Origin of the sequence: Streptomyces thermodiastaticus (genome assembly GCF_014656135.1) — a bacterium.
Lineage (GTDB): Bacteria > Actinomycetota > Actinomycetes > Streptomycetales > Streptomycetaceae > Streptomyces > Streptomyces thermodiastaticus.
On the sequence record NZ_BNBV01000009.1, the window covers coordinates 25148 to 44401 of the forward strand.

Here is a 19254-nt window from a genome sequence, read left to right on the forward strand (position 1 = left end):
CCGCCGAACCGGAGCGGACAATGGGCCCATGGCGGCAGCGCGTCGGGAACACGCACGGCACTGGCGGTACGAAGAACTGCCCGGTGTCGACCTGCTGCGCGCCCGGTACGTCCGCAAGGAGTTCACGCGTCACACCCACGAGCACTTCGTGATCGCCGCCATCGCCGAGGGCGTGGAGGTGTTCGACCACCGCGGAGGCGACCAGTACGCCGGTCCGGGATCGCTGGCGCTGATCAATCCCGACACCCCGCACACGGGCCGGGCGGGAGTGCCCACGGGATGGCGCTACGGGGCCGTCTACCCGGCGCCCGGACTGGTCGCGGAGATCGCCGCCGAGACCACCCGCATACGGGGCACCCCGGGCTTCGTCAGCCCCGTCCTGGACGACCCGTACGCGGCGGCGCTGGTGCACCAGGTGCTGCGGGCCACCGACGAGGGCAACGCGCTCGCCGCCGACACGCTGCTCAGGGTTGCCGTGACGCGGCTGCTGCGACTGAACGGCACAGCGCTGCCCCGGCGCGAGGTGCGCACGGCGGGCGCCCGCACCGCCGCCCGCGCCCGTGCCGTCCTTCAGGAGCGCATGGCCGAGCCGCCGACCCTGCACCAGCTCGCGGCCGACCTGTCGACGAGCCCCTTCGCCCTGCTGCGCGCCTTCCGCAGCGTCTACGGCATGCCCCCGCACACCTGGCTCACCGACGCCCGGGTGCGCCGGGCCCGGCAGCTGCTGGACCGCGGCGTCGCCCCGGCCGAGGCCGCGGCGGCCGTCGGCTTCACCGACCAGTCGCACCTGAGCCGCCACTTCTCCCGGATCGTGGGCGTCCCTCCGGGCGCCTACCAGCGGGAGCGCAAGAACGTACAAGACACCCGGCCGCGGCTGCTCCTACCGTCCGGGGCGTGACGCATCGGACCACTTGCACCGACACGGGCGCGGGTCGCACCGGCACGGGCGCGGGGCAGGCCGGCGCGGGCAAGCCGGACGCCGCCGTCGTCCGGGACGCCCTCGGAGTCGGCATCGCCGTCGGCCTGTCCGGCTTCGCCTTCGGGGTGACCTCCGCGGGCAGCGGCTTGACCGTGACCCAGACCTGCGCGCTCAGCCTGCTGGTGTTCACCGGCGCCTCCCAGTTCGCGCTGGTGGGAGCCCTGGCGGCCGGGAGCGGCCCGTTCACGGCGGCGGCGGGCGCCTTCTTCCTGGGGGTGCGCAACGCCTTCTACGGGCTGCGGTTGTCCCAGCTGCTGGCCCTGTCGCGCGCACTGCGGCCCCTGGCCGCCCAGTGGGTCATCGACGAGACCACCGCGGTGACGCTCGCCCAGCCCTCCCGGCGCGCCGCCCGGATCGGGTTCACCGTGACCGGGGCCTGTCTGTACCTGCTGTGGAACCTGACCACGCTGCTGGGCGCGCTGGGGGCGAGGGCCCTCGGCGACACCGGCGCCTGGGGCCTGGACGCGGCCGGGCCGGCCGTGTTCCTCGCCCTGCTCGCGCCCATGCTGAAGACCGCTGCCGAGCGTGCGGTGGCCGCGCTCGCCGTGCTCCTCGGGCTGGGCCTGCTGCCCGTGCTGCCGGCCGGGGTGCCCGTCCTCGCGGCGGCGTCGGCCGCGCCGGCCGTGCTGTTCCTGGCGGGCCGCCGCACGCGCGGCGCCCCCACGCCCGCGGGCGGGGCGGGAACGGCCGACGGCACGCACGGCATACCGGAGACGACCGGGAGCGGCGCGGGGGAGGACGACCGGTGAACACCTGGATCGCGATCGGCGTGACCTTCGTCGGCTGCTACGCCGTCAAGCTCGCCGGGCTGCTGGTTCCGGCCGGCGTGCTGGAGAAACCCCTGGTCAAGCGGCTCGCCGCACTCCTGCCCGTGGCCCTGCTCGCCGCGCTGACCGCGCAGCAGACCTTCGCCGACGGCCGGCATCTCGTCCTGGACGCGCGGGCCGCCGGGCTCGCGGCCGCGGCCGTGGCACTGCTGCTGCGCGCCCCCTTCCTCCTGGTGGTGGCCGCGGCCGTGGTGGTGACCGCGGGCGTGCGTGCGCTGGGCGGGTGAGCGCAGGCGTGCGCCGGCCGGGTGAGCGGAGGAGGGAGGCACAGGCCCGGGGCGGGCGGCGCCCCAGCACCGGAGCGGATGCGTCCGGGGCGTGCGCCGTATCGCCGGGGCGTCCGTATCGCCGGGGCGTGCCTCAGCATCCTCTCCGCGCTCCGTCGCGCGCCCGGTGATCCGGCGTGCCCCCTGCCGCGCCGTCGTCCTCAGGCGATGGCGCGGCCGTACGCCCGCAGGGTGCACAACGCCTCGATCGTCACCATGGGACGGGCCTCCCGCTCCGTGCCGGGCGCCCACGGGCGCCGGGTGACCGGCCAGCCGCCGTCCTCCTGCTGCCGGCCGGCCAGGAAGTCCAGGGAGCGGTCCATCTCCTCGTCCGTGAACCAGGCGCGCGCCACGGAGTGCGGTGTGGCGGCGAAGTCGTGCGGGAACAGGCGCTCGCCCGGCGCGTGCCCCGGCGCGAGCGGCCACGACTCGCGCAGGTCGGGGTCCAGCACCGCGAGGCGCCGCTCACGCACCAGACGGCCCAGCCGCCCGGCGGCCGCCCGCGCGCGCGGACGGTCGGGAACCCCGTCCAGGAAGGCGACGGCCGCCTGCACCTCGCACGGTCGGGTCGCATCCAGCGTCTCGACCCGCCGCCAGCAGAATTCGGTCGCCCTGAACAGCCACGCGTGCCACACCTGATTGCGGTGCAGCAGGCCCACCACCGGCCCGGTGGTCAGAAGATCGCCCGCCGGAGTCTGCGCCGCGGGTCCAGGGGACGCCGCCGCACCGGGGAGCCCGTCGGGGAGCATGGCGGGCAGCGCGCCGTCCGGGGTGGAGACCGAGGTCAGGTAGCGGCACACCCGCTCGGCTCGCCGGGCGTCGCACCGGCCGATGGCGTCCAGCACCCGCAGCGCGCGGGCGGTGTGCAGCGGATGGCCGGCGGGGCCGCGCAGCTCGGGCTCCAGCGCGTGGCCGTATCCGAAGCCGTCGGTCCGGTAGGCGTCCAGCGCCGTCTCCACCGGGTCGGCGGCGCCGTGCAGGAAGTGGTACGCGAACAGCCGCTGCTCCAGCACGCGCGCGGTCAGCCACACGAAGTGCTCGGCACGTCGCAGCGGAGAGGACGCCGCGGACGGCACCGGCAGGGGGCAGGCTCGAGTTTCGGGCATGCGACAGACCGTAGGGCGGGAAGCGGCCGCCGCAGGAATATCCCGCTCCGGGGCGCACCGGGGGCGGGATACTGGGCTGCATGCGGTTGACGGTCTTCTGGGAGCGGATGGCGGAGCACTTCGGAGCGGGGTACGCCGACACCTTCGCACGCGATCATGTGATGTCGGAGCTGGGCGGGCGCACGGTGCACGAGGCACTGGCGGCCGGCTGGGACGCGAAGGACGTCTGGCGGGTGGTCTGCCAGGTCATGGACGTCCCGCGGGAGAAACGCTGACCTGGCGGAAGCGCAGGACCTGGCGGAAGTGGAACGGGTCCGTGCGGACCTGTCGGCGGCGTGGGCGAGACTGGCACCGTGGTACCCACTGAAGAGTCCGGGCACGCGGCCCGGCAGGCACCCTCGACCGGTACGACGCCGCCCGGCCGGACTGCGGCCGGCAGACCCGACGGGCGGGGCGGCCGTGATCGCATGCCGCACTGGCTGCCGCGCGCCATGGTGCTCGCGCTCGCACTGATCGCCGCCTTCCAGCTGGGCAGCTGGGCCTTCCACCAGGTGACCGGGCTGCTGATCAACATCCTGATCGCGTTCTTCCTGGCCCTGGCGATCGAGCCGGCGGTCAGCCGCATGGCCGCCCACGGCATACGCCGCGGCCTCGCCACCTTCCTGGTCTTCCTGGCCCTGGCGGCCGCGACGACGGGCTTCGTCGTCCTGCTCGGCTCGATACTGGCCGGGCAGATCGTGAAGATGATCGAGGGGCTGCCCGAGTACCTCGACTCCCTCGTCAACTGGGCCAACGCCACCTTCCACACCCAGCTGCGCCGGGTGGACATCCAGGAGGGGCTGCTCCACTCCGACTGGCTGCGCACCTACGCGCAGAACGGCGCGGAGGGCGTGCTCGACGTGTCCACGCAGGTCCTCGGCGGTCTGTTCCAGCTGCTGACGGTCACGCTGTTCTCGTTCTACTTCGCCGCCGACGGGCCGCGGCTGCGCCGGGCGCTGTGCTCCGTGCTGCCGCCCGCCCGCCAGGCGGAGGTGCTGCGCGCCTGGGAGATCGCCGTCGCCAAGACCGGCGGCTATCTGTACTCGCGCGGCCTGATGGCGCTGGTCTCGGGCGTCGCCCACTACATCGTGCTGCAGATCCTCGACGTGCCCTACGCACCTGTGCTCGGCGTCTGGGTGGGGCTGGTCTCGCAGTTCGTGCCCACCATCGGCACCTATCTCGCGGGTGCCCTGCCGATGCTGATCGCGTTCACGGTCGACCCGTGGTACGCGCTGTGGGTTCTGGTGTTCGTGGTGGTCTACCAGCAGTTCGAGAACTACATGCTGCAGCCCAAGCTCACCTCGAAGACGGTCGACGTCCATCCCGCCGTGGCCTTCGGGTCGGTGATCGCGGGCACCGCGCTGCTCGGCGCGGTCGGCGCGCTGATCGCCATCCCCGCCGTGGCCACGCTCCAGGCGTTCCTGAGGGTCTACGTCAAGCGGTACGCGGTCATGGACGACCCCCGTATCCACGGCCACCCGGGCGGCCGGGGCACCGCACCGGGCCTGCTCGCCCGTGCGCGGCAGGTGTGGGCGCGGTCCAGGGGCGAGGACGACGCCGGTGCCGCGGCGGACCACGGGAGGACGGCGGACGCTCCGGCGCAGGAGCCGGAGGCGGCCGGGGAGGGCGTGGCCGGAGGGTGACGCGGTGCTCGGGCGCCGGCCGTCGCGGTCGCCGCCCGGGCCCGTCCGGGAGCGCCCGGGACCGTGGGGGAGTGGCTGCGGCGGCGGTCGGCAGGCCGGGCGTGCGGCCGTATCGGCCCGGCGCGCAGGCGGGGGAGCCGGTATGCGGCGGAGGCGTCACCGGGCGGCCGGGGCGGGGTGGTGAGCTTGACACAAAAATCGAACATCTATTCTTATAAGGGCTCCGGTGAGACAGGACGAAGGGGATTTCGTCCGTGTTTGGGATAGTGTGATCCCTGGTTGTCCACAGGCCGGATGTGCGTCGAGGCGCGTTGTCAGTGGCAGGCGTTAGCGTCTTCGGCGTGAAGCGATCGACTCAAGCAAACCGGGTGGAACCCATGGCAGGAACCGACCGCGAGAAGGCGCTCGACGCCGCGCTCGCGCAGATTGAACGGCAATTCGGCAAGGGCGCGGTCATGCGCATGGGCGAGCGGTCGAAGGAGCCCATCGAGGTCATCCCGACCGGGTCGACCGCGCTCGACGTGGCCCTGGGTGTCGGTGGTCTGCCGCGCGGCCGTGTCGTGGAGATCTACGGACCGGAGTCCTCCGGCAAGACGACCCTGACGCTGCACGCCGTGGCGAACGCGCAGAAGGCCGGCGGCCAGGTCGCCTTCGTGGACGCGGAGCACGCCCTCGACCCCGAGTACGCCAAGAAGCTGGGCGTCGACATCGACCAGCTGATCCTCTCCCAGCCGGACAACGGCGAGCAGGCGCTGGAGATCGTGGACATGCTGGTCCGCTCCGGCGCGCTCGACCTGATCGTCATCGACTCCGTCGCCGCACTCGTCCCGCGCGCGGAGATCGAGGGCGAGATGGGCGACAGCCACGTGGGTCTGCAGGCCCGGCTGATGAGCCAGGCCCTGCGCAAGATCACCGGTGCGCTCAACCAGTCCAAGACCACCGCGATCTTCATCAACCAGCTGCGCGAGAAGGTCGGCGTGATGTTCGGCTCGCCGGAGACCACCACCGGTGGCCGTGCGCTGAAGTTCTACGCCTCGGTGCGCCTGGACATCCGCCGCATCGAGACCCTAAAGGACGGCACGGAGGCGGTCGGCAACCGCACCCGCGTCAAGGTCGTCAAGAACAAGGTCGCCCCGCCCTTCAAGCAGGCCGAGTTCGACATCCTCTACGGCCAGGGCATCAGCCGCGAGGGCGGACTGATCGACATGGGTGTGGAGCACGGCTTCATCCGCAAGGCCGGCGCCTGGTACACCTACGAGGGCGATCAGCTCGGCCAGGGCAAGGAGAACGCGCGCAACTTCCTCAGGGACAACCCCGACCTGGCGAACGAGATCGAGAAGAAGATCAAGGAGAAGCTGGGCGTCGGCGTCCGCTCGGAGGAGCCCGCCGCCGAGCAGGGCGCGGCCGCGGCGTCCGCCGCGGAGGACGCGGCCAAAAGCGTTCCGGCACCGGCACCGGCACCGGCACCGGCCAAGGCCGGCAAGCCCAAGGCCGTCGCGGCCAAGAGCTGATCCGTGACACGGCGAACCGACTGGGCGGAGTACGCGTACGACGAGCACCTCGCTCTCGGTGCCCCGCGGGGGACGGGCACCGGGAACGGCACCGGTCCTCTCGGCACCGGACTCCACGGCCAACAGACGCCGTACGGACCGGACGATGACCACGCGTACGACGACGGCCCGGGACCACAGGACAGCGACGATGCCGTGACCGGCGCGCCGTTGGACGGCTCACGCCGGGGCGGCCTGCGTGACGGCGGGTCGCGCGGCGGGCGCGGACGAGGCCGGCGCGGGACCGGCGCGGCGTCCGCGGCGGGCGGGGGCACCTCTTCCTCGTCGAGGGCCGAGCAGGGGGAGCCTTCGGGGGACCCGGTGGAGCGGGCGCGTGCGATCTGCCTGCGCCTGCTCACCGGGACTCCACGCACCCGCAGACAGCTCGCCGACGCCCTGCGCAAGCGGGAGATCCCGGACGACGTCGCGGAAGCGGTGCTCTCCCGCTTCGAGGAGGTCGGGCTCATCGACGACGGCGCGTTCGCCAACGCCTGGGTGGAGTCCCGGCATCATGGACGCGGCCTCGCCCGGCGTGCGCTCGTCCAGGAACTGCGGACCAAGGGCGTGGACACCGCCCTGATCGACGAGGCCGTCGGCCGGCTCGACGCCGAGCGGGAGGAGGACACCGCACGCGAGCTGGTCGCCCGCAAGCTGCGCGCCACCCGGGGCCTGGACCGCGACCGACGGATACGCCGCCTCGCCGGCATGCTCGCCCGCAAGGGGTACTCCCAGGGCCTGGCCCTGCGGGTGGTCCGCCAGGCGCTGGAGGAGGAAGGCGAGGACACGGCCTTCCTCGACGACGACAGCTGCTGAGGCGGAGCCTGGAGCCCCCGGGAGACGTCCCCGACAGCCGCCGGCTACGGCGCCTGCGGCGGCCGATGCGGCCGCACCGGAAGGCCGGCCGCCCGCCACGCCTGGAACCCGCCGATCACATCGGTCGCCCGGTGCAGACCCAGCTGGTGCAGGGAGGCGACCGCCAGGCTGGAGGCGTATCCCTCGTTGCACACCACGATCACCCGCAGGTCATGGCCGGTGGCCTCGGGGAGGCGGTGGCTGCCCAGCGGATCCAGCCGCCACTCCAGTTCGTTGCGCTCCACCACCACGGCACCGGGAATGAGCCCGTCCCGCTCGCGCAGCGCCGCATACCGGATGTCCACGAGCAGTGCTTCGCCGTCCCGGGCGGCGGTGTGCGCCTCCAGCGGCTCGACACGCCGGTAGGTCCGGCGCACCCGCTCGAGCAGTGCGTCGATGCCGGCCGGCCGACGGTCCTCGCTCACTGCCAGTCCTCCGGGTGCTCGACCTGCTCCAGGCGCAGAATCCGACCGGTGCGGCTGTAGCGGCGGATCCGGGGCAGCGGCGGGTAGTAGGCGTGCACGGAGATCGCGTGCCGCTCGGCGGACTCGTTGAGCACCTCGTGGACGTGGTGCCGTCCGAAGGAGCGGCCCTGCCCGGCCGGCAGCCGCCGTGAACGGTCCACGCCGTCGGTGAGTTCCAGGGTTTTCCAGCCGTCCGTGGGGATGCGGGCGGCGAGCGCGTGCTCGGTCAGTTCACCGGCCGCCGTGACGAAGGCGCCGATCGAGTCGGCGTGGTCGTGCCAGCCGGTGCCGCTGCCGGGCGGCCAGCCGATCAGCCAGGCCTCGCTGCCCCCGGGCCCGTCCAGGCGCACCCAGGTGCGGCCCTGCGGGTCCAGCGGCAGCGAGGCGATCAGTTGGGGATCGGCGGCGGCACGGCGGGCGAAGTCGAGGAGTTCGGCCTGCGTGGGCGGCGCGGCAGGCGCGGCGAAGGCAGCCGAGCCGGAGGAGACAGGCGTGGGGGTGGGCGCGGAGAAGGAAGGCAGGAAAGACACGTGACACCGTCCTGGAGAACGTTCGCGGGACAGCGCGCGGCAGCACACGGGCAGCGACGCGCGCGGAAGAGGTGAGGGGGAATGCCGTTCAGCGGGACGGGCGACACACGCAGCCCGCATAGCGGACGAGGTCCATGTGGACCCTCCGCCACAGGCGCACATCGGTGTCGTTCATGGACCGGAGTACACCATGGCGGTCCGGGCCGGTCAACCGGCGCCCATTCTCCGGACGGAGCACCGACGGCGCACGTCACCGCCCCTCTCGCCCGCCGCCCCTCCGCGCCTGCAGCCGGTGTCGCGTCCGCACCCGGCGCGCCCGCCGCGCGCGGGAGCGGCTCACCGCCCGCCGCGCAGGGTGCCGTTCACCGTGCTGCGGCCTGCTCGCGAGTCGTCGTGCTGGGTGCCGGACCGCCCAGTGTCGCCTCCGCTGCCGCGTACAGATCGGCCGGGCGCACCCCGTTCAGCGCGGTGACCAGGTGCCCGTCCGGCCGGACCAGGAGCACGGTGTGCGGGGCCGCGCCCGGGTAGCGCTCGGCGACCAGCAGTTCGGCGGGGTGCGGCAGCGCGGTCACCGCGGCGGCCAGCCGGGGCATGATCCCGGCGCTCACCCAGTGCCGGCGGTCCCACACCGACGACCCCGGTGCCACCAGCACCACCAGCAGCGCCCTGCGTCCCAGGCGCTCCCGCAGCGGCACGACGGTGCCGTCCTCCGCGGTCACCGGCACGTCGACGACCTGCGCGCCGGGCGGGGTGTCCACCGGGACCTCGGCCTCGCAGGGCGGCGCCGCGAGCGGCGAGGCGGCGTACGACCCCGGCGCGCCGAGCGTTCCGCGCCCCAGGTGACCCTCCATGAGCAGCGTCTGCTGCCCGCGGGCCGCCCCCGGGACGAGCGTGCGCAGGCCGCCCCGGCCGCGCAGTGCGGGCAGCACCCGGTCCGCGGCGCGCAGCCGGGCGGAGACGCAGGCACGCCGTTCGGCCTGGTAGCTGTCCAGCAGGGTCTCGTGCGGTCCGTCGTGCCAGACCGCGGCCAGCTTCCAGGCGAGGTTGTCGGCGTCGCGCAGGCCCTCGTCGAGGCCGTGGGTGCCGCAGGAGCCCAGCAGGTGCGCCGCGTCCCCGGCGAGGAAGACCCGCCCCGCCCGCCAGCGCCGGGCCAGCCGGTGGTGCACCGTGTGCACCCCGGTGTCCAGCAGTTCGTACGACACGGTCGTCTCGCCGGTCCAGCCGCCCAGGGTCTCCCTGATCCAGGTGACCACCAGTTCGGGCGTGATCAGGTCCTTGCCGGGCGGCAGCAGCCAGTCCAGCCTCCACACGCCGTCCGGGAGCGGACGCGCGACGATCTCTCCGGCGAAGGGGTTGGTCGTCCGCCACGGCGGCATCCGGTGCAGGAACGCTTCCCCGGGCCAGGGAAGCTCCGTGCGCAGCGCCGCCACGGCGTACCGTTCCACGGCCGTGCGGCCGGGGAAGCGGATGTCCTGCAGTTTCCGCACGGTCGACCGCGACCCGTCGCAGCCCACCAGATAACTGCCGCGCCGCCAGGTCCCCGAGGGCCCGCGGGTGTGCGCGGTGACGCCCGAGGCCTCCTGTTCCACGGCGTCCAGCCGGCTGTCCACGGCGAGTTCGACCAACGGCTCGCGGGCGGCGGCAGCGCGCAGGATGTCGGTGAGCAGGTGCTGGGCGATGTGCAGCGGCGCCGGTCCGGCCGTGACGACACCGTCGGGGACGGCGTCCTGCGAGCCGCCGGAGCCGGCACCGAACGCCCCGTCGGCGCCGCGTGCCCCGCGGGCGGCGGTCAGCGCACCGCGCACGCCGGGCGGCAGGGCGTCGGAGGCGCCGCTGAAGACGACTTCGTGCGTCACCTGCTTGCGCCGCAGCGCCCGCCATCCCGTCCAGCGCAGCCCGGCCCCGTCGAGGGACGTCCCGGCCAGCCGTTCCACCAGCGCGGCGGTGTCCTCGTGCAGCACCACGGTGCGCGCGGCGCGCGGAGTGTCCCGGCCCGGTGTCTCGTCCAGCACCACGGACGGCACGCCCTGGCGCGCCAGGGCCAGTGCGAGCGTGAGCCCGACGGGCCCCGCGCCGACGACGATCACCGGGTCCACGGCGCGGCGCCCCCTGCCCGCAGCGGTGTCCTGACGGAGGGATGTGAACAGACAGTCGGAGCAGGGTGCACGATCACAGAACGTATGCAACCCATTGCCGCTGCTTGCGTCAAGCGACGGCGGCGGTGGTGATCACTCCACCGCCGTCCGTTCACACGTCTTCACGCCACCTGCCCGCGAGGCGGCATGACGTACCGTCAGACGGTCGCCCCCGCCGACTCGGTGCCGCCCACCGCGGCCGGGGCGAGGACCGCGCCCGTCGACTTCTTGCGGCGCCGCAGCCTCCGCTCCAGCCAGCTCGCGAAGCTGGTGAGGCTGAAATTGAGCAGCACGAAGATCACTGCGACGATCGTGAAACTGGCGATGGTGTTCGCACCGTAGTACGAGCTCATCGGGGAGACCGCGGCCAGCAGCTCGGGGAAGGTGAGGATCGCGCCGCCGAGCGCGGTGTCCTTCACGATCACCACCAGCTGGCTGACGATCGCCGGCAGCATCGCGGTGACCGCCTGCGGCAGCAGGATCGACGTCATGGTCTGGGTCTTGCGCAGGCCGATGGCCTGGGCGGCCTCCGTCTGCCCCTTGGGCAGGGCCAGGATGCCCGCGCGGACGATCTCGGCGAGGACGGAGGAGTTGTACAGGACCAGGCCGGTGACGACGGCGTACAGCGGGCGGTCGTCGGAGCTGACCGAGGTGTACTCGGAGAACAGCGCGTTCCCGAAGATCATCAGGATCAGCACCGGGATGGCCCGGAAGAACTCCACGATCACCGCGGCCGGCACCCGGATCCACACATGGTCGGACAGGCGCGCGATGCCGAACAACGCGCCGAGGGGCAGCGCAATCAGCATCGACACGGCGGCCGCGATCAGTGTGTTCTTCAGACCCGGCAGGATGTACGTGGTCCACGCCTCGGACCCGGAGAAGAACGGCTTCCACTTCTCCCAGTCCAGCTGTCCCTTGTCGCTCAGGCTGCGGTACACCCACCACACCAGGGCCACCAGGGCGAGGACGAACACGACCGTGTAGACGACGTTGCGCAGCCTGGCCCGGGGCCCCTGCGCGTCGTACAGGACCGACGAACCGCTCATCGCTTCACCGCCACCTTCTTGCCCACCCAGCCGAGGATCAGGCCGGTCGGCAGCGTCAGGACCACGAAGCCGAACGCGAAGACCGCGGAGATCAGCAGCAGTTCCGCCTCGTTCTCGATCATCTCCTTCATCAGCAGGGCCGCCTCGGCCACGCCGATCGCGGCGGCCACCGTGGTGTTCTTGGTGAGCGCGATCAGGACGTTGGTCAGCGGGCCGACCACCGAGCGGAACGCCTGCGGCAACACCACCAGGGTCAGCACCTGCGTGAAGTTCAGCCCGAGCGCGCGGGCCGCCTCCGCCTGCCCGACCGGCACCGTGTTGATGCCGGAGCGGATCGCCTCGCAGACGAACGCCGAGGTGTAGGCGACCAGACCGAGCACGGCGAGCCGGAAGTTGATGGTGTCGAAATCCTGCGAGCCGAGACTCACCCCGAGGGTCTGGTTCAGGCCCAGTGAGGTGAAGAGGATGATCACCGTCAGCGGGATGTTCCGCACGATGTTGACGTAGGCGGTGCCGAAACCGCGCATGAGAGGCACCGGACCGACCCGCATGGCGGCCAGCAGGGTGCCCCAGACCAGGGAGCCGACGGCGGCGAGCAGCGTGAGCTGCACGGTCACCCAGAAGGCTCCCAGCAGGTCATAGCCTGAAAGAAAGTCGAACACGATCTCCCGCGCTTCCGCGTGTGAAGGGGCCGGGTCCCGGGTGCGCCGCCCTCACTGAGGACGGCGCACCCGCGGTGCCAGGTCAGGGCTTGACGTCGCCGATCTTCGGGGCAGGGTCGTACTGGTAGTTCGCCGGGCCGAAGTTGGCCTTCACGGCCTTCTCCCAGGAACCGTCCGCGACCATCTCCTCCAGGGCCTTGTTGATCTTGTCCTTGAGGTCGCTGCCCTTCTTGACGCCGATGCCGTAGTTCTCGTTGGTCATCTTGAAGCCGCCCAGCTTGAACTTGCCCTTGAACTGGGCCTGGGAGGCGTATCCGGCGAGGATCGAGTCGTCCGTGGTCAGCGCGTCGACGGCCTTGTTCTGCAGACCGGTCAGACACGCCGAGTACGTCGGGTACTTCAGCAGGTTCGCCTTGGGCGCCAGCTTGTCCTTGATGTTCTGCGCCGAGGTCGAGCCGGTCACCGAGCAGAGCTTCTTGCTGTTGAGGTCGGCCGGCGACTTGATGGAGTCGTCGTCCGCGCGGACCAGGACGTCCTGGTGGGCCAGCAGGTACGGCCCGGCGAAGTCGACCTTCTTCTCGCGCTCCGGGGTGATCGAGTAGGAGGCGGCGATGAACTGCACGTCACCGCGCTGCAGCATGGTCTCGCGGTCGGCGCTCTTGGCCTCCTTCCACTGGATCTGGTCCTCGTCGTAGCCGAGCTTCTTGGCGACGTACTTGGCCACGTCCACGTCGAAGCCGGTGTAGCCCTGCGGGGTCTTCTGGCCGATGCCCGGCTGGTCGAACTTGATGCCGATGGCGATCTTCTTGCCGCCGCCGGACGAACCGGAGTCCTTGTCGTCGTTCGAGCCGCAGGCCGTGGCGGTCACGGCGAGGGCGAGCACGACGGCCGAGGCGGCGGTGACCTTGCGGAGCTTCATGCTGCGTGTCCTTTGCTGAGGTGAGGAGTCGGGGCCCGCACGAGGCGGGTGACGGCGTCGCCGCGGGAGGGGACGGGACGCCGTCCGTGTACCTCGGGAGGCGTCAGTGGTGCAGGATCTTCGACAGGAAGTCCTTGGCACGGTCGCTGCGCGGATTGCTGAAGAACTGGTCCGGTGTCGCCTGTTCGACGATCCGGCCGTCGGCCATGAAGACCACCCGGTTCGCGGCCGACCGGGCGAAGCCCATCTCATGGGTGACGACGATCATCGTCATGCCGTCCCGGGCGAGCTGCTGCATGACCTCCAGCACCTCGTTGATCATCTCCGGGTCCAGCGCGGAGGTCGGCTCGTCGAAGAGCATGACCTTCGGCTCCATGGCCAGGGCCCGAGCGATGGCCACACGCTGCTGCTGGCCACCGGAGAGCTGCGCGGGGTACTTGTCGGCCTGCGCGCCCACACCCACCCGGTCCAGCAGCGCCCGGGCCCGCTCCTCGGCCGTCTTCTTGTCCAGCCGGCGGACCTTGACCTGGCCCAGGGTCACGTTCTCCAGCACGGTCTTGTGCGCGAAGAGATTGAAGGACTGGAAGACCATCCCGACGTCGGCGCGCAACCGGGCCAGCTCCTTGCCCTCCTGGGGCAGCGGCTTGCCGTCGATGGTGATCGAACCGGAGTCGATGGTCTCCAGACGGTTGATGGTGCGGCACAGGGTGGACTTCCCGGACCCCGAGGGCCCGATGACCACGACGACCTCGCCGCGGGAGATCGTCAGGTCGATGTCCTGGAGCACGTGCAACGCGCCGAAGTGCTTGTTGACGCTCTTCAGGACGACCAGATCGTTGCTCGCGGCCACGTCTTCCTTGGCCACCGATACTGCGGTCATCGCTTACAGGCTCCGTCCTCCTCGGTTTCGAGGGACAGTAGCCAGCCGCGCGACCTGCGTCACCACATCTGAGAAAGATCTGAGCATCACGATCCGGTAGCGGGCGGACACGTCGGGTCATGTCTCCGCGCGGGGCGCGTACCGGCTGGATAACGACCGGAAGTGCGCCCCCGGAAGCCTCTTGACGCGGTGCTCGTCCATCGGCGTGACTGCCAGGGTGGGTGCGCGCATGCCCGGTGTACGCGCCCTGCGCGCTTCCTGCGCTTTCGCACCATGCACGTCGTAGGGGAACGACGGGTGAACTGAAGGGGGTCGGAGTGAGACTGCTGCTCGTCGAGGACGACGACCGCGTCGCGGCCGCCCTGTCCGCGGTCCTGACCCGGCATGGTTTCGACGTCACGCACGCCCGCAGCGGCCAGGAGGCCCTGCAGGCACTCGTCCCGGCCGGGGCTCCCTTCGGGGTGATCCTGCTCGACCTCGGCCTGCCCGACCAGGACGGCTACGAGGTCTGCGGCAAGATACGCAAGCGCACCAGCACCCCGGTGATCATGGTCACCGCCCGTTCCGATGTGCGCTCGCGCATCCACGGCCTCAATCTCGGCGCCGACGACTACGTCGTCAAGCCCTACGACACCGGGGAGCTGCTCGCCCGCATCCACGCCGTCAGCCGCCGCACCGCCCACGAGGACACCGGCGGGGGCGCGCAGAGCACACTGCGCTTCGGCCCGGTCCGCATCGAACTGCCCACCCGGCACGTCAGCGTGGACGGCACCGTCGTCCAGCTCACCCGCAAGGAGTTCGACCTGCTCGCACTGCTGGCCCAGCGTCCGGGCGTGGTCTTCCGCCGGGAGCAGATCATCAGCGAGGTGTGGCACACCAGCTGGGAGGGCACCGGCCGCACACTGGAGGTGCACGTCGCCTCCCTGCGCTCCAAACTGCGCGTGCCGGCCCTGATCGAGACCGTCCGCGGCGTCGGCTACCGCCTCGTCGCGCCGGCCGCCTAGCGGGCAGGCGTGCGCGCACGCCTGCTGCCGCTGCTCATCGTGCTGATGGCGGCGGTGCTCCTGGCCCTCGGCGTCCCGCTGGCCCTCAGCATGGCATCCGCCCAGCAGCAGCGGGTCGTCGTCGACCGGATCGACGACACGGCACGCTTCGCCGCGCTCGCCCAGTTCGTCACCGACCGCCCCACCGGCTCCCGGCAGACGGTCCCCGACGAACGCCTGGAGACCCTCCGGCGCGAACTCGCCAGCTACCACGACGTCTACGGCATCCGCGCCGGGGTCTTCTACCGCTCCGGCGCGCCCATGGCCAACGCCCCGGACGACTGGGCCCTGCCCGCCGAGGGCGAGGTGCGCGCCGCCTTCGACGAGGCGCTGCTCAGCCGGCGCAGCCACGACCCCAGCCAGGTCTGGCCCTGGCAGCGCGGACGGCTCGTCGTCGCCTCGCCCGTCATCCGGGACGGCGACGTGGCCGCGGTCGTCGTCACCGACTCGCCCACCGGGCAGATGCGCGCCCGCATTCTGCACGGCTGGCTGATCCTGGGCCTGGGCGAGACGGTGGCGATGCTGGTCGCCGTCGGCGCCGCCATGCGCCTGACCGGCTGGGTGCTGCGCCCCGTGCGCGTGCTCGACGCCACCACCCACGACATCGCCACCGGCCGGCTCAAGTCCCGCGTGGCGGAGGCCGGCGGCCCGCCGGAACTGCGGCGGCTGGCCCGCTCCTTCAACGAGATGGCGGACAACGTCGAGAACGTGCTGGAGCAGCAGCGCGCCTTCGTCGCCGACGCCTCGCACCAGCTGCGCAACCCGCTCGCCGCGCTGCTGCTGCGCATCGACCTGCTCGCGCTCGACCTGCCCGAGGGCCACGAGGAGATCGACTCGGTGCGCGCCGAGGGCAAGCGCCTGGCCCAGGTCCTGGACGATCTGCTGGACCTGGCGCTCGCCGAGCACGCGGAGGCCGACCTGCAGCTCATCGACATCGGTGAGCTGACCGCGGAACGGGTGGCGGCCTGGACGCCCGCCGCCGAGGCCAAGGGCGTACGCCTCATGGGCAGCTGCCCGGCCACCACGGCCTGGGCCGACCCGGTGGCACTGTCCTCCGCGCTGGACGCGGTGATCGACAACGCGGTGAAGTTCACCCCGCGCGGAGAGCGCGTCGAGGTGACGGTCAACGGCAGCGGCAACCGGTCGACCGTCGTCGTCGCCGACCACGGCCCCGGCCTCACCGACGAGGAACTCGCCCGGATCGGCGACCGCTTCTGGCGCAGCAGCCGCCACCAGAACGTCAAGGGATCCGGCCTGGGCCTGTCCATCTGCCGGGCCCTGCTGGCCGCGGGCGGCGGCAGCATCACCTTCGCCCACCACCGTGCGCAGGAGCCGCACGGCCTGAAGGTCACGGTGACGGTGCCGCGCACGGAGCCGGGAACCTGAAGCCGCTGACGGGGCCGGGAACCCGAGGCCGTGTCCGTGACCGGGGACCCGGGGCCCTCACGGCTTGACGGACCGGTAGTACCGGCGCGCCCCCTCGTGCAGCACCAGCGGGTCGGTGTAGATCGCGGTGCGCAGATCGACCAGCTGGGCGGAGTGCACATGCGCTCCGATGCGGTCACGGCTGTCGATCACGGTGCGGGTCACCCACTCGGTGAGCCGCTCGTCCATGTCCGCGCGGGTGATCAGGATGTTGGACACGGCGATGGTCGGCACCGTCGCGCCCTGCTGGATCGTCGGATACGCCGACTCCGGCATGTTGGTGGCGCGGTAGTAGCGCGTCGCGCCGCCCTGCGCGTGCAGCCGGGCCACCACGTCACCCTCGATGGGGACGAACCGGTACGCGAACTTCTTCGCCAGCTGCGTCAGTCCGTCCGTCGGCAGCCCGCCCGACCAGAACAAGGCATCGGCCTCGCCCCGCCGCAGCCGGCTCGGCCCGGTGTCGATGCCGTCCGCCAGCGGCACGATGTCCCGGTCCGGGTCGATCCCGGACACGCGCAGCAGCCGTTCCGCGATCAGCCGCACCCCCGACTCCGGCGGCCCCACCACCACCCGCTTGCCCCGCAGATCGGCGAGCGAGCGGACGGGGGAGTTGCGCGGGACGACGAGGTGCATGTAGTCGTCGTACAGGCGGGCGACGCCGCGCAACGTGTCCGCGCCCGGACCGTGCTCCAGCTCGTAGGTCTCCACCGCGTCGGCCGCCGTGATGGCGAAGTCGGCCTTGCCGGTCGCCACCCGCTCCACGTTCTCCTGCGAGCCGTCACTGGTCAGCAGCCGCACCGTCAGCCCCGGCATGTTCTTGGCGAACGCGGTGCGCAGCCGCTCCCCGTACTCCTGGTACACACCGCGCCGGGTGCCGGTGCTGAGCGTGATCGTCCCGCCGGGCGGCTCCTCGCCCAGCGGCAGCAGCCACCACAGCAGCAGCCCGAGGACCACGGCACCCGCCGCCGCGGCCTGCACCCCGCGGCGGCGGCCGATCGAACGGAACACCGTGGACATGCGCGCGATCCTGCCAGCCGCACACGTCCGCTGACCAGGGTGCGCACGGACGTCCCGGCGGCGGGCCGCGGCTACGATCGCGCCATGAGTGCCTCGCCCGCCGACTACGTCCGTGAGTTCCACCAGGCCTTCGGGCTCGACGTGCGCACCACACCGCAGCAGGTGCCGCCGCAGCTCGCCGCGCACCGGGGCGAGCTGCTCGCCGAGGAGGCGGCCGAGGCCGCCCAGGTCGCCACCGGCCCGCTGGACCGGCTGGCCCACGAACTGGCCGACGTGGTCTACGTCGCCTACGGCACCGCCCTGGTCCACGGCATCGACCTGGACGAGGTGATCGCGGAGATCCACCGCGCCAACATGAGCAAGCTCGGCCCCGACGGCCAGGTCGCGCGCCGCGCCGACGGCAAGGTGCTCAAGGGGGAGCACTACCGGGCGCCGGACGTCGGCGCCGTGCTGCGCCGGCAGGGCTGGGTGCCCGACGGCGCCCCCGCGGCCGCCGGTGCGGGGGAGTCCGGCGCCGCGGACGGCGCCTGACCCGGCAGCCGGGCCCGCTCAGGGCACCGGGGCGGGCAGCTCGGCCGCCGGGTCCCCCTGCCGCCCCGGCGGCGACGGCGCCCGCACACAGTGCAAGGCCAGCACCAGCGCCAGACCGCACAGCGTGACCGCGTCCTTGAACGCCCGCCGCGTCGAGACGTCCAGCAGGGGAACAGCCAGGCCCGGCACCTGCGGCACGAGCGCGGCCCAGAACCACGGTGCGCGCGCCGCCGCCTCGGCCCGCAGCACCCCGGCGGCCAGCAGCGGCACCACGACGACGAGATAGTGCTCGTAGGCGGGCCGGGACACCAGGTACGAGGCCAGCATCAGCATCGCCGCGGTCTCGGCGAGCCGCCCGGGCCCGTCGTCCGCCCGCCGCCAGCGCCGCCACGCGCACACCACCCCGGCCGCCGCCGCGGCCGGCGCCACTGCCATCGCCGCGACCTGCGGCACCCCGAGCCGGGGCAGCACCGCCGGCAGCGAGCAGTCGAACGGCCGCATCAGCGCGTCCCCGCCCCGCAGCAGGAAGGGCAGCGTGCGGGTGAAGAACCCGCCCGGGTCCGGCATCACCAGCGCCGCGCCCGCACACAGCACCGACGGCACCGCCACGGCCCAGGCCAGCGCCCGCCACCGCCGGGCCATCACCAGCAGGAGGACGACCGGCGCCAGCAGCGGCTTGACCGCCACGGACACCCCGAGCACCACCCCGGCCGCCGCCCACCTCCCGCGGTCCGCCAGCATCAACGCCCCGGGCAGCGCGGCGACACCGGCCGCGGTCCAGTTCCCCAGCTCCATCAGGTCCCCGGCCGGCGCCCAGCACAGCACCAGGCCGAGCAGGCCGAGCACCGCGAACCGGCTGCGCGCCGGCACCCGGAACAACCGCAGCGCGCACCACCAGCCGCCCGCGACCAGCCCCACGCACACCACCGGCGCGCCCACCCTCAGCACCGGCGCCGGCAGCACCGCCTGCCCGGCGGCGAACAGCACGGCGCTCGGCAGATACAGAAAGCGCCGGTCGGCGTACGGGGCGCCGCCGTCGAGCCAGACGCGCCCGGCGTGCACGACGAAGGCGTTGTCCATGCCTCCCTGCGCCGAGACGGCCGCCACATGCGCGACGCGCGCCAGCAGGACCACGGCGAGGACGGCCACCGGAACCGCACCGGCCGGGTGCAGCAGCCACGCGCGCAGGGCGCCGTCCGGGCGCTCCTGCCGCGCCGAGGGGCCGAGGGCTTCACGAAGCTGCATCACACGTACCTGTCCGGAAGGCGCCGACGCGACGGGGAACACCAGGATGTTTCGCTCCCTTCGCCCCATTCTGGGGACGTTCGGGTGTCCAC

Annotated in this window: 21 protein-coding genes; 10 read left to right on the top strand and 11 right to left on the bottom strand. The window is 72.8% G+C overall.

Annotated elements, in window-relative coordinates:
• The first annotated feature begins 28 nt into the window (after positions 1 to 28).
• The 3 genes from IE286_RS11060 to IE286_RS11070 are packed head-to-tail and all read left to right on the top strand — an operon-like array spanning position 29 to position 2033.
• Positions 29 to 898: an AraC family transcriptional regulator gene (locus IE286_RS11060; protein ID WP_189796479.1), complete on the top strand. Its 870-nt coding sequence runs from the start codon at positions 29 to 31 to the stop codon at positions 896 to 898.
• The gene (locus IE286_RS11065) at positions 895 to 1728 is read left to right on the top strand and encodes an AzlC family ABC transporter permease (RefSeq protein ID WP_229862336.1); all 834 of its coding nucleotides are present in this window, start codon (positions 895 to 897) and stop codon (positions 1726 to 1728) included. Before IE286_RS11060 ends, IE286_RS11065 begins: the two co-directional genes overlap by 4 nt.
• Positions 1725 to 2033: an AzlD domain-containing protein gene (locus tag IE286_RS11070; protein WP_189796480.1), complete on the top strand. Its 309-nt coding sequence runs from the start codon at positions 1725 to 1727 to the stop codon at positions 2031 to 2033. The genes IE286_RS11065 and IE286_RS11070 overlap by 4 nt, the downstream gene beginning before the upstream one ends.
• 200 nt (positions 2034 to 2233) lie before the next feature.
• Here the strand turns inward: IE286_RS11070 and IE286_RS11075 are convergent, their stop codons facing one another.
• Positions 2234 to 3178 carry a hypothetical protein gene (locus IE286_RS11075; protein WP_189796481.1) on the bottom strand — a complete coding sequence of 315 codons (945 nt, stop codon included), beginning with the start codon at positions 3176 to 3178 and terminating at the stop codon, positions 2234 to 2236.
• A gap of 80 nt (positions 3179 to 3258) precedes the next feature.
• Between IE286_RS11075 and IE286_RS11080 the strand changes: the two genes are divergently transcribed.
• The 4 genes from IE286_RS11080 to recX all read left to right on the top strand — a co-directional run bounded on the left by IE286_RS11080 (position 3259) and on the right by recX (position 7223).
• Positions 3259 to 3453: a DUF3046 domain-containing protein gene (locus IE286_RS11080; RefSeq protein WP_189796482.1), complete on the top strand. Its 195-nt coding sequence runs from the start codon at positions 3259 to 3261 to the stop codon at positions 3451 to 3453.
• 78 nt (positions 3454 to 3531) lie between these two features.
• Entirely contained in the window at positions 3532 to 4860 is a 1329-nt protein-coding gene (locus IE286_RS11085) for an AI-2E family transporter (RefSeq protein WP_372462528.1), read from the top strand.
• Between the two features lie 377 nt (positions 4861 to 5237).
• On the top strand, positions 5238 to 6371 hold the full coding sequence (gene recA / locus IE286_RS11090; protein WP_189796484.1) for a recombinase RecA: 1134 nt from the start codon (positions 5238 to 5240) through the stop codon (positions 6369 to 6371).
• Between the two features lie 3 nt (positions 6372 to 6374).
• Positions 6375 to 7223, top strand: a complete 849-nt coding sequence (gene recX, locus IE286_RS11095) for a recombination regulator RecX (protein ID WP_189796485.1) — start codon at positions 6375 to 6377, stop codon at positions 7221 to 7223.
• A 44-nt stretch (positions 7224 to 7267) separates the two neighbouring features.
• Here recX and IE286_RS11100 read toward each other — a convergent pair whose 3' ends face one another.
• The 8 genes from IE286_RS11100 to IE286_RS11130 all read right to left on the bottom strand — a co-directional run bounded on the left by IE286_RS11100 (position 7268) and on the right by IE286_RS11130 (position 13901).
• Positions 7268 to 7693 (bottom strand): rhodanese-like domain-containing protein, encoded by a 426-nt coding sequence (locus tag IE286_RS11100; protein WP_372462530.1) that lies wholly within the window; start codon positions 7691 to 7693, stop codon positions 7268 to 7270.
• Entirely contained in the window at positions 7684 to 8256 is a 573-nt protein-coding gene (locus IE286_RS11105; protein WP_189796487.1) for a cupin domain-containing protein, read from the bottom strand. Before IE286_RS11105 ends, IE286_RS11100 begins: the two co-directional genes overlap by 10 nt.
• Positions 8257 to 8344: 88 nt before the next feature.
• Entirely contained in the window at positions 8345 to 8431 is an 87-nt protein-coding gene (locus tag IE286_RS27885) for a putative leader peptide (protein ID WP_372462529.1), read from the bottom strand.
• Between the two features lie 187 nt (positions 8432 to 8618).
• Entirely contained in the window at positions 8619 to 10352 is a 1734-nt protein-coding gene (locus IE286_RS11110; RefSeq protein ID WP_189796488.1) for an FAD-dependent monooxygenase, read from the bottom strand.
• Between the two features lie 197 nt (positions 10353 to 10549).
• Positions 10550 to 11440 (bottom strand): amino acid ABC transporter permease, encoded by an 891-nt coding sequence (locus IE286_RS11115; protein WP_189796489.1) that lies wholly within the window; start codon positions 11438 to 11440, stop codon positions 10550 to 10552.
• Positions 11437 to 12102, bottom strand: a complete 666-nt coding sequence (locus tag IE286_RS11120) for an amino acid ABC transporter permease (protein WP_189796490.1) — start codon at positions 12100 to 12102, stop codon at positions 11437 to 11439. Before IE286_RS11120 ends, IE286_RS11115 begins: the two co-directional genes overlap by 4 nt.
• An 82-nt stretch (positions 12103 to 12184) precedes the next feature.
• Positions 12185 to 13021: a glutamate ABC transporter substrate-binding protein gene (locus IE286_RS11125; protein ID WP_189796491.1), complete on the bottom strand. Its 837-nt coding sequence runs from the start codon at positions 13019 to 13021 to the stop codon at positions 12185 to 12187.
• A 103-nt stretch (positions 13022 to 13124) separates the two neighbouring features.
• Positions 13125 to 13901, bottom strand: a complete 777-nt coding sequence (locus tag IE286_RS11130; protein WP_189796492.1) for an amino acid ABC transporter ATP-binding protein — start codon at positions 13899 to 13901, stop codon at positions 13125 to 13127.
• A 317-nt stretch (positions 13902 to 14218) separates the two neighbouring features.
• Between IE286_RS11130 and IE286_RS11135 the strand changes: the two genes are divergently transcribed.
• Both IE286_RS11135 and IE286_RS11140 read left to right on the top strand, forming a co-directional pair.
• On the top strand, positions 14219 to 14905 hold the full coding sequence (locus IE286_RS11135) for a response regulator transcription factor (RefSeq protein ID WP_189796493.1): 687 nt from the start codon (positions 14219 to 14221) through the stop codon (positions 14903 to 14905).
• Between the two features lie 9 nt (positions 14906 to 14914).
• Positions 14915 to 16330: a sensor histidine kinase gene (locus tag IE286_RS11140; protein ID WP_189796494.1), complete on the top strand. Its 1416-nt coding sequence runs from the start codon at positions 14915 to 14917 to the stop codon at positions 16328 to 16330.
• Between the two features lie 57 nt (positions 16331 to 16387).
• Here the strand turns inward: IE286_RS11140 and IE286_RS11145 are convergent, their stop codons facing one another.
• Positions 16388 to 17386, bottom strand: coding sequence for a TAXI family TRAP transporter solute-binding subunit (locus IE286_RS11145; RefSeq protein WP_189796495.1), 999 nt, complete (start codon positions 17384 to 17386; stop codon positions 16388 to 16390).
• An 84-nt stretch (positions 17387 to 17470) separates the two neighbouring features.
• Here IE286_RS11145 and IE286_RS11150 point away from each other — a divergent pair, with 84 nt between their 5' ends.
• Positions 17471 to 17917 (top strand): pyrophosphohydrolase domain-containing protein, encoded by a 447-nt coding sequence (locus IE286_RS11150; RefSeq protein WP_189796496.1) that lies wholly within the window; start codon positions 17471 to 17473, stop codon positions 17915 to 17917.
• A gap of 18 nt (positions 17918 to 17935) precedes the next feature.
• On the opposite strand, the gene IE286_RS11155 is transcribed toward IE286_RS11150, so the two are convergent.
• The gene (locus tag IE286_RS11155) at positions 17936 to 19162 is read right to left on the bottom strand and encodes a glycosyltransferase family 87 protein (protein WP_189796497.1); all 1227 of its coding nucleotides are present in this window, start codon (positions 19160 to 19162) and stop codon (positions 17936 to 17938) included.
• Positions 19163 to 19254: the final 92 nt, after the last annotated feature.

Bases quoted from the DNA above. Each gene is read 5' to 3' on its own strand.
- IE286_RS11125 (WP_189796491.1), bottom strand. From the start codon at position 13,021: ATGAAGCTCCGCAAGGTCACCGCCGCCTCGGCCGTCGTGCTCGCCCTC.
- IE286_RS11155 (WP_189796497.1), bottom strand. From the start codon at position 19,162: ATGCAGCTTCGTGAAGCCCTCGGCCCCTCGGCGCGGCAGGAGCGCCCG.
- recA (WP_189796484.1), top strand. From the start codon at position 5,238: ATGGCAGGAACCGACCGCGAGAAGGCGCTCGACGCCGCGCTCGCGCAG.
- IE286_RS11080 (WP_189796482.1), top strand. From the start codon at position 3,259: ATGCGGTTGACGGTCTTCTGGGAGCGGATGGCGGAGCACTTCGGAGCG.
- IE286_RS11130 (WP_189796492.1), bottom strand. From the start codon at position 13,901: ATGACCGCAGTATCGGTGGCCAAGGAAGACGTGGCCGCGAGCAACGAT.
- IE286_RS11145 (WP_189796495.1), bottom strand. From the start codon at position 17,386: ATGTCCACGGTGTTCCGTTCGATCGGCCGCCGCCGCGGGGTGCAGGCC.
- IE286_RS27885 (WP_372462529.1), bottom strand. From the start codon at position 8,431: ATGAACGACACCGATGTGCGCCTGTGGCGGAGGGTCCACATGGACCTC.
- IE286_RS11060 (WP_189796479.1), top strand. From the start codon at position 29: ATGGCGGCAGCGCGTCGGGAACACGCACGGCACTGGCGGTACGAAGAA.
- IE286_RS11075 (WP_189796481.1), bottom strand. From the start codon at position 3,178: ATGCCCGAAACTCGAGCCTGCCCCCTGCCGGTGCCGTCCGCGGCGTCC.
- IE286_RS11115 (WP_189796489.1), bottom strand. From the start codon at position 11,440: ATGAGCGGTTCGTCGGTCCTGTACGACGCGCAGGGGCCCCGGGCCAGG.
- IE286_RS11150 (WP_189796496.1), top strand. From the start codon at position 17,471: ATGAGTGCCTCGCCCGCCGACTACGTCCGTGAGTTCCACCAGGCCTTC.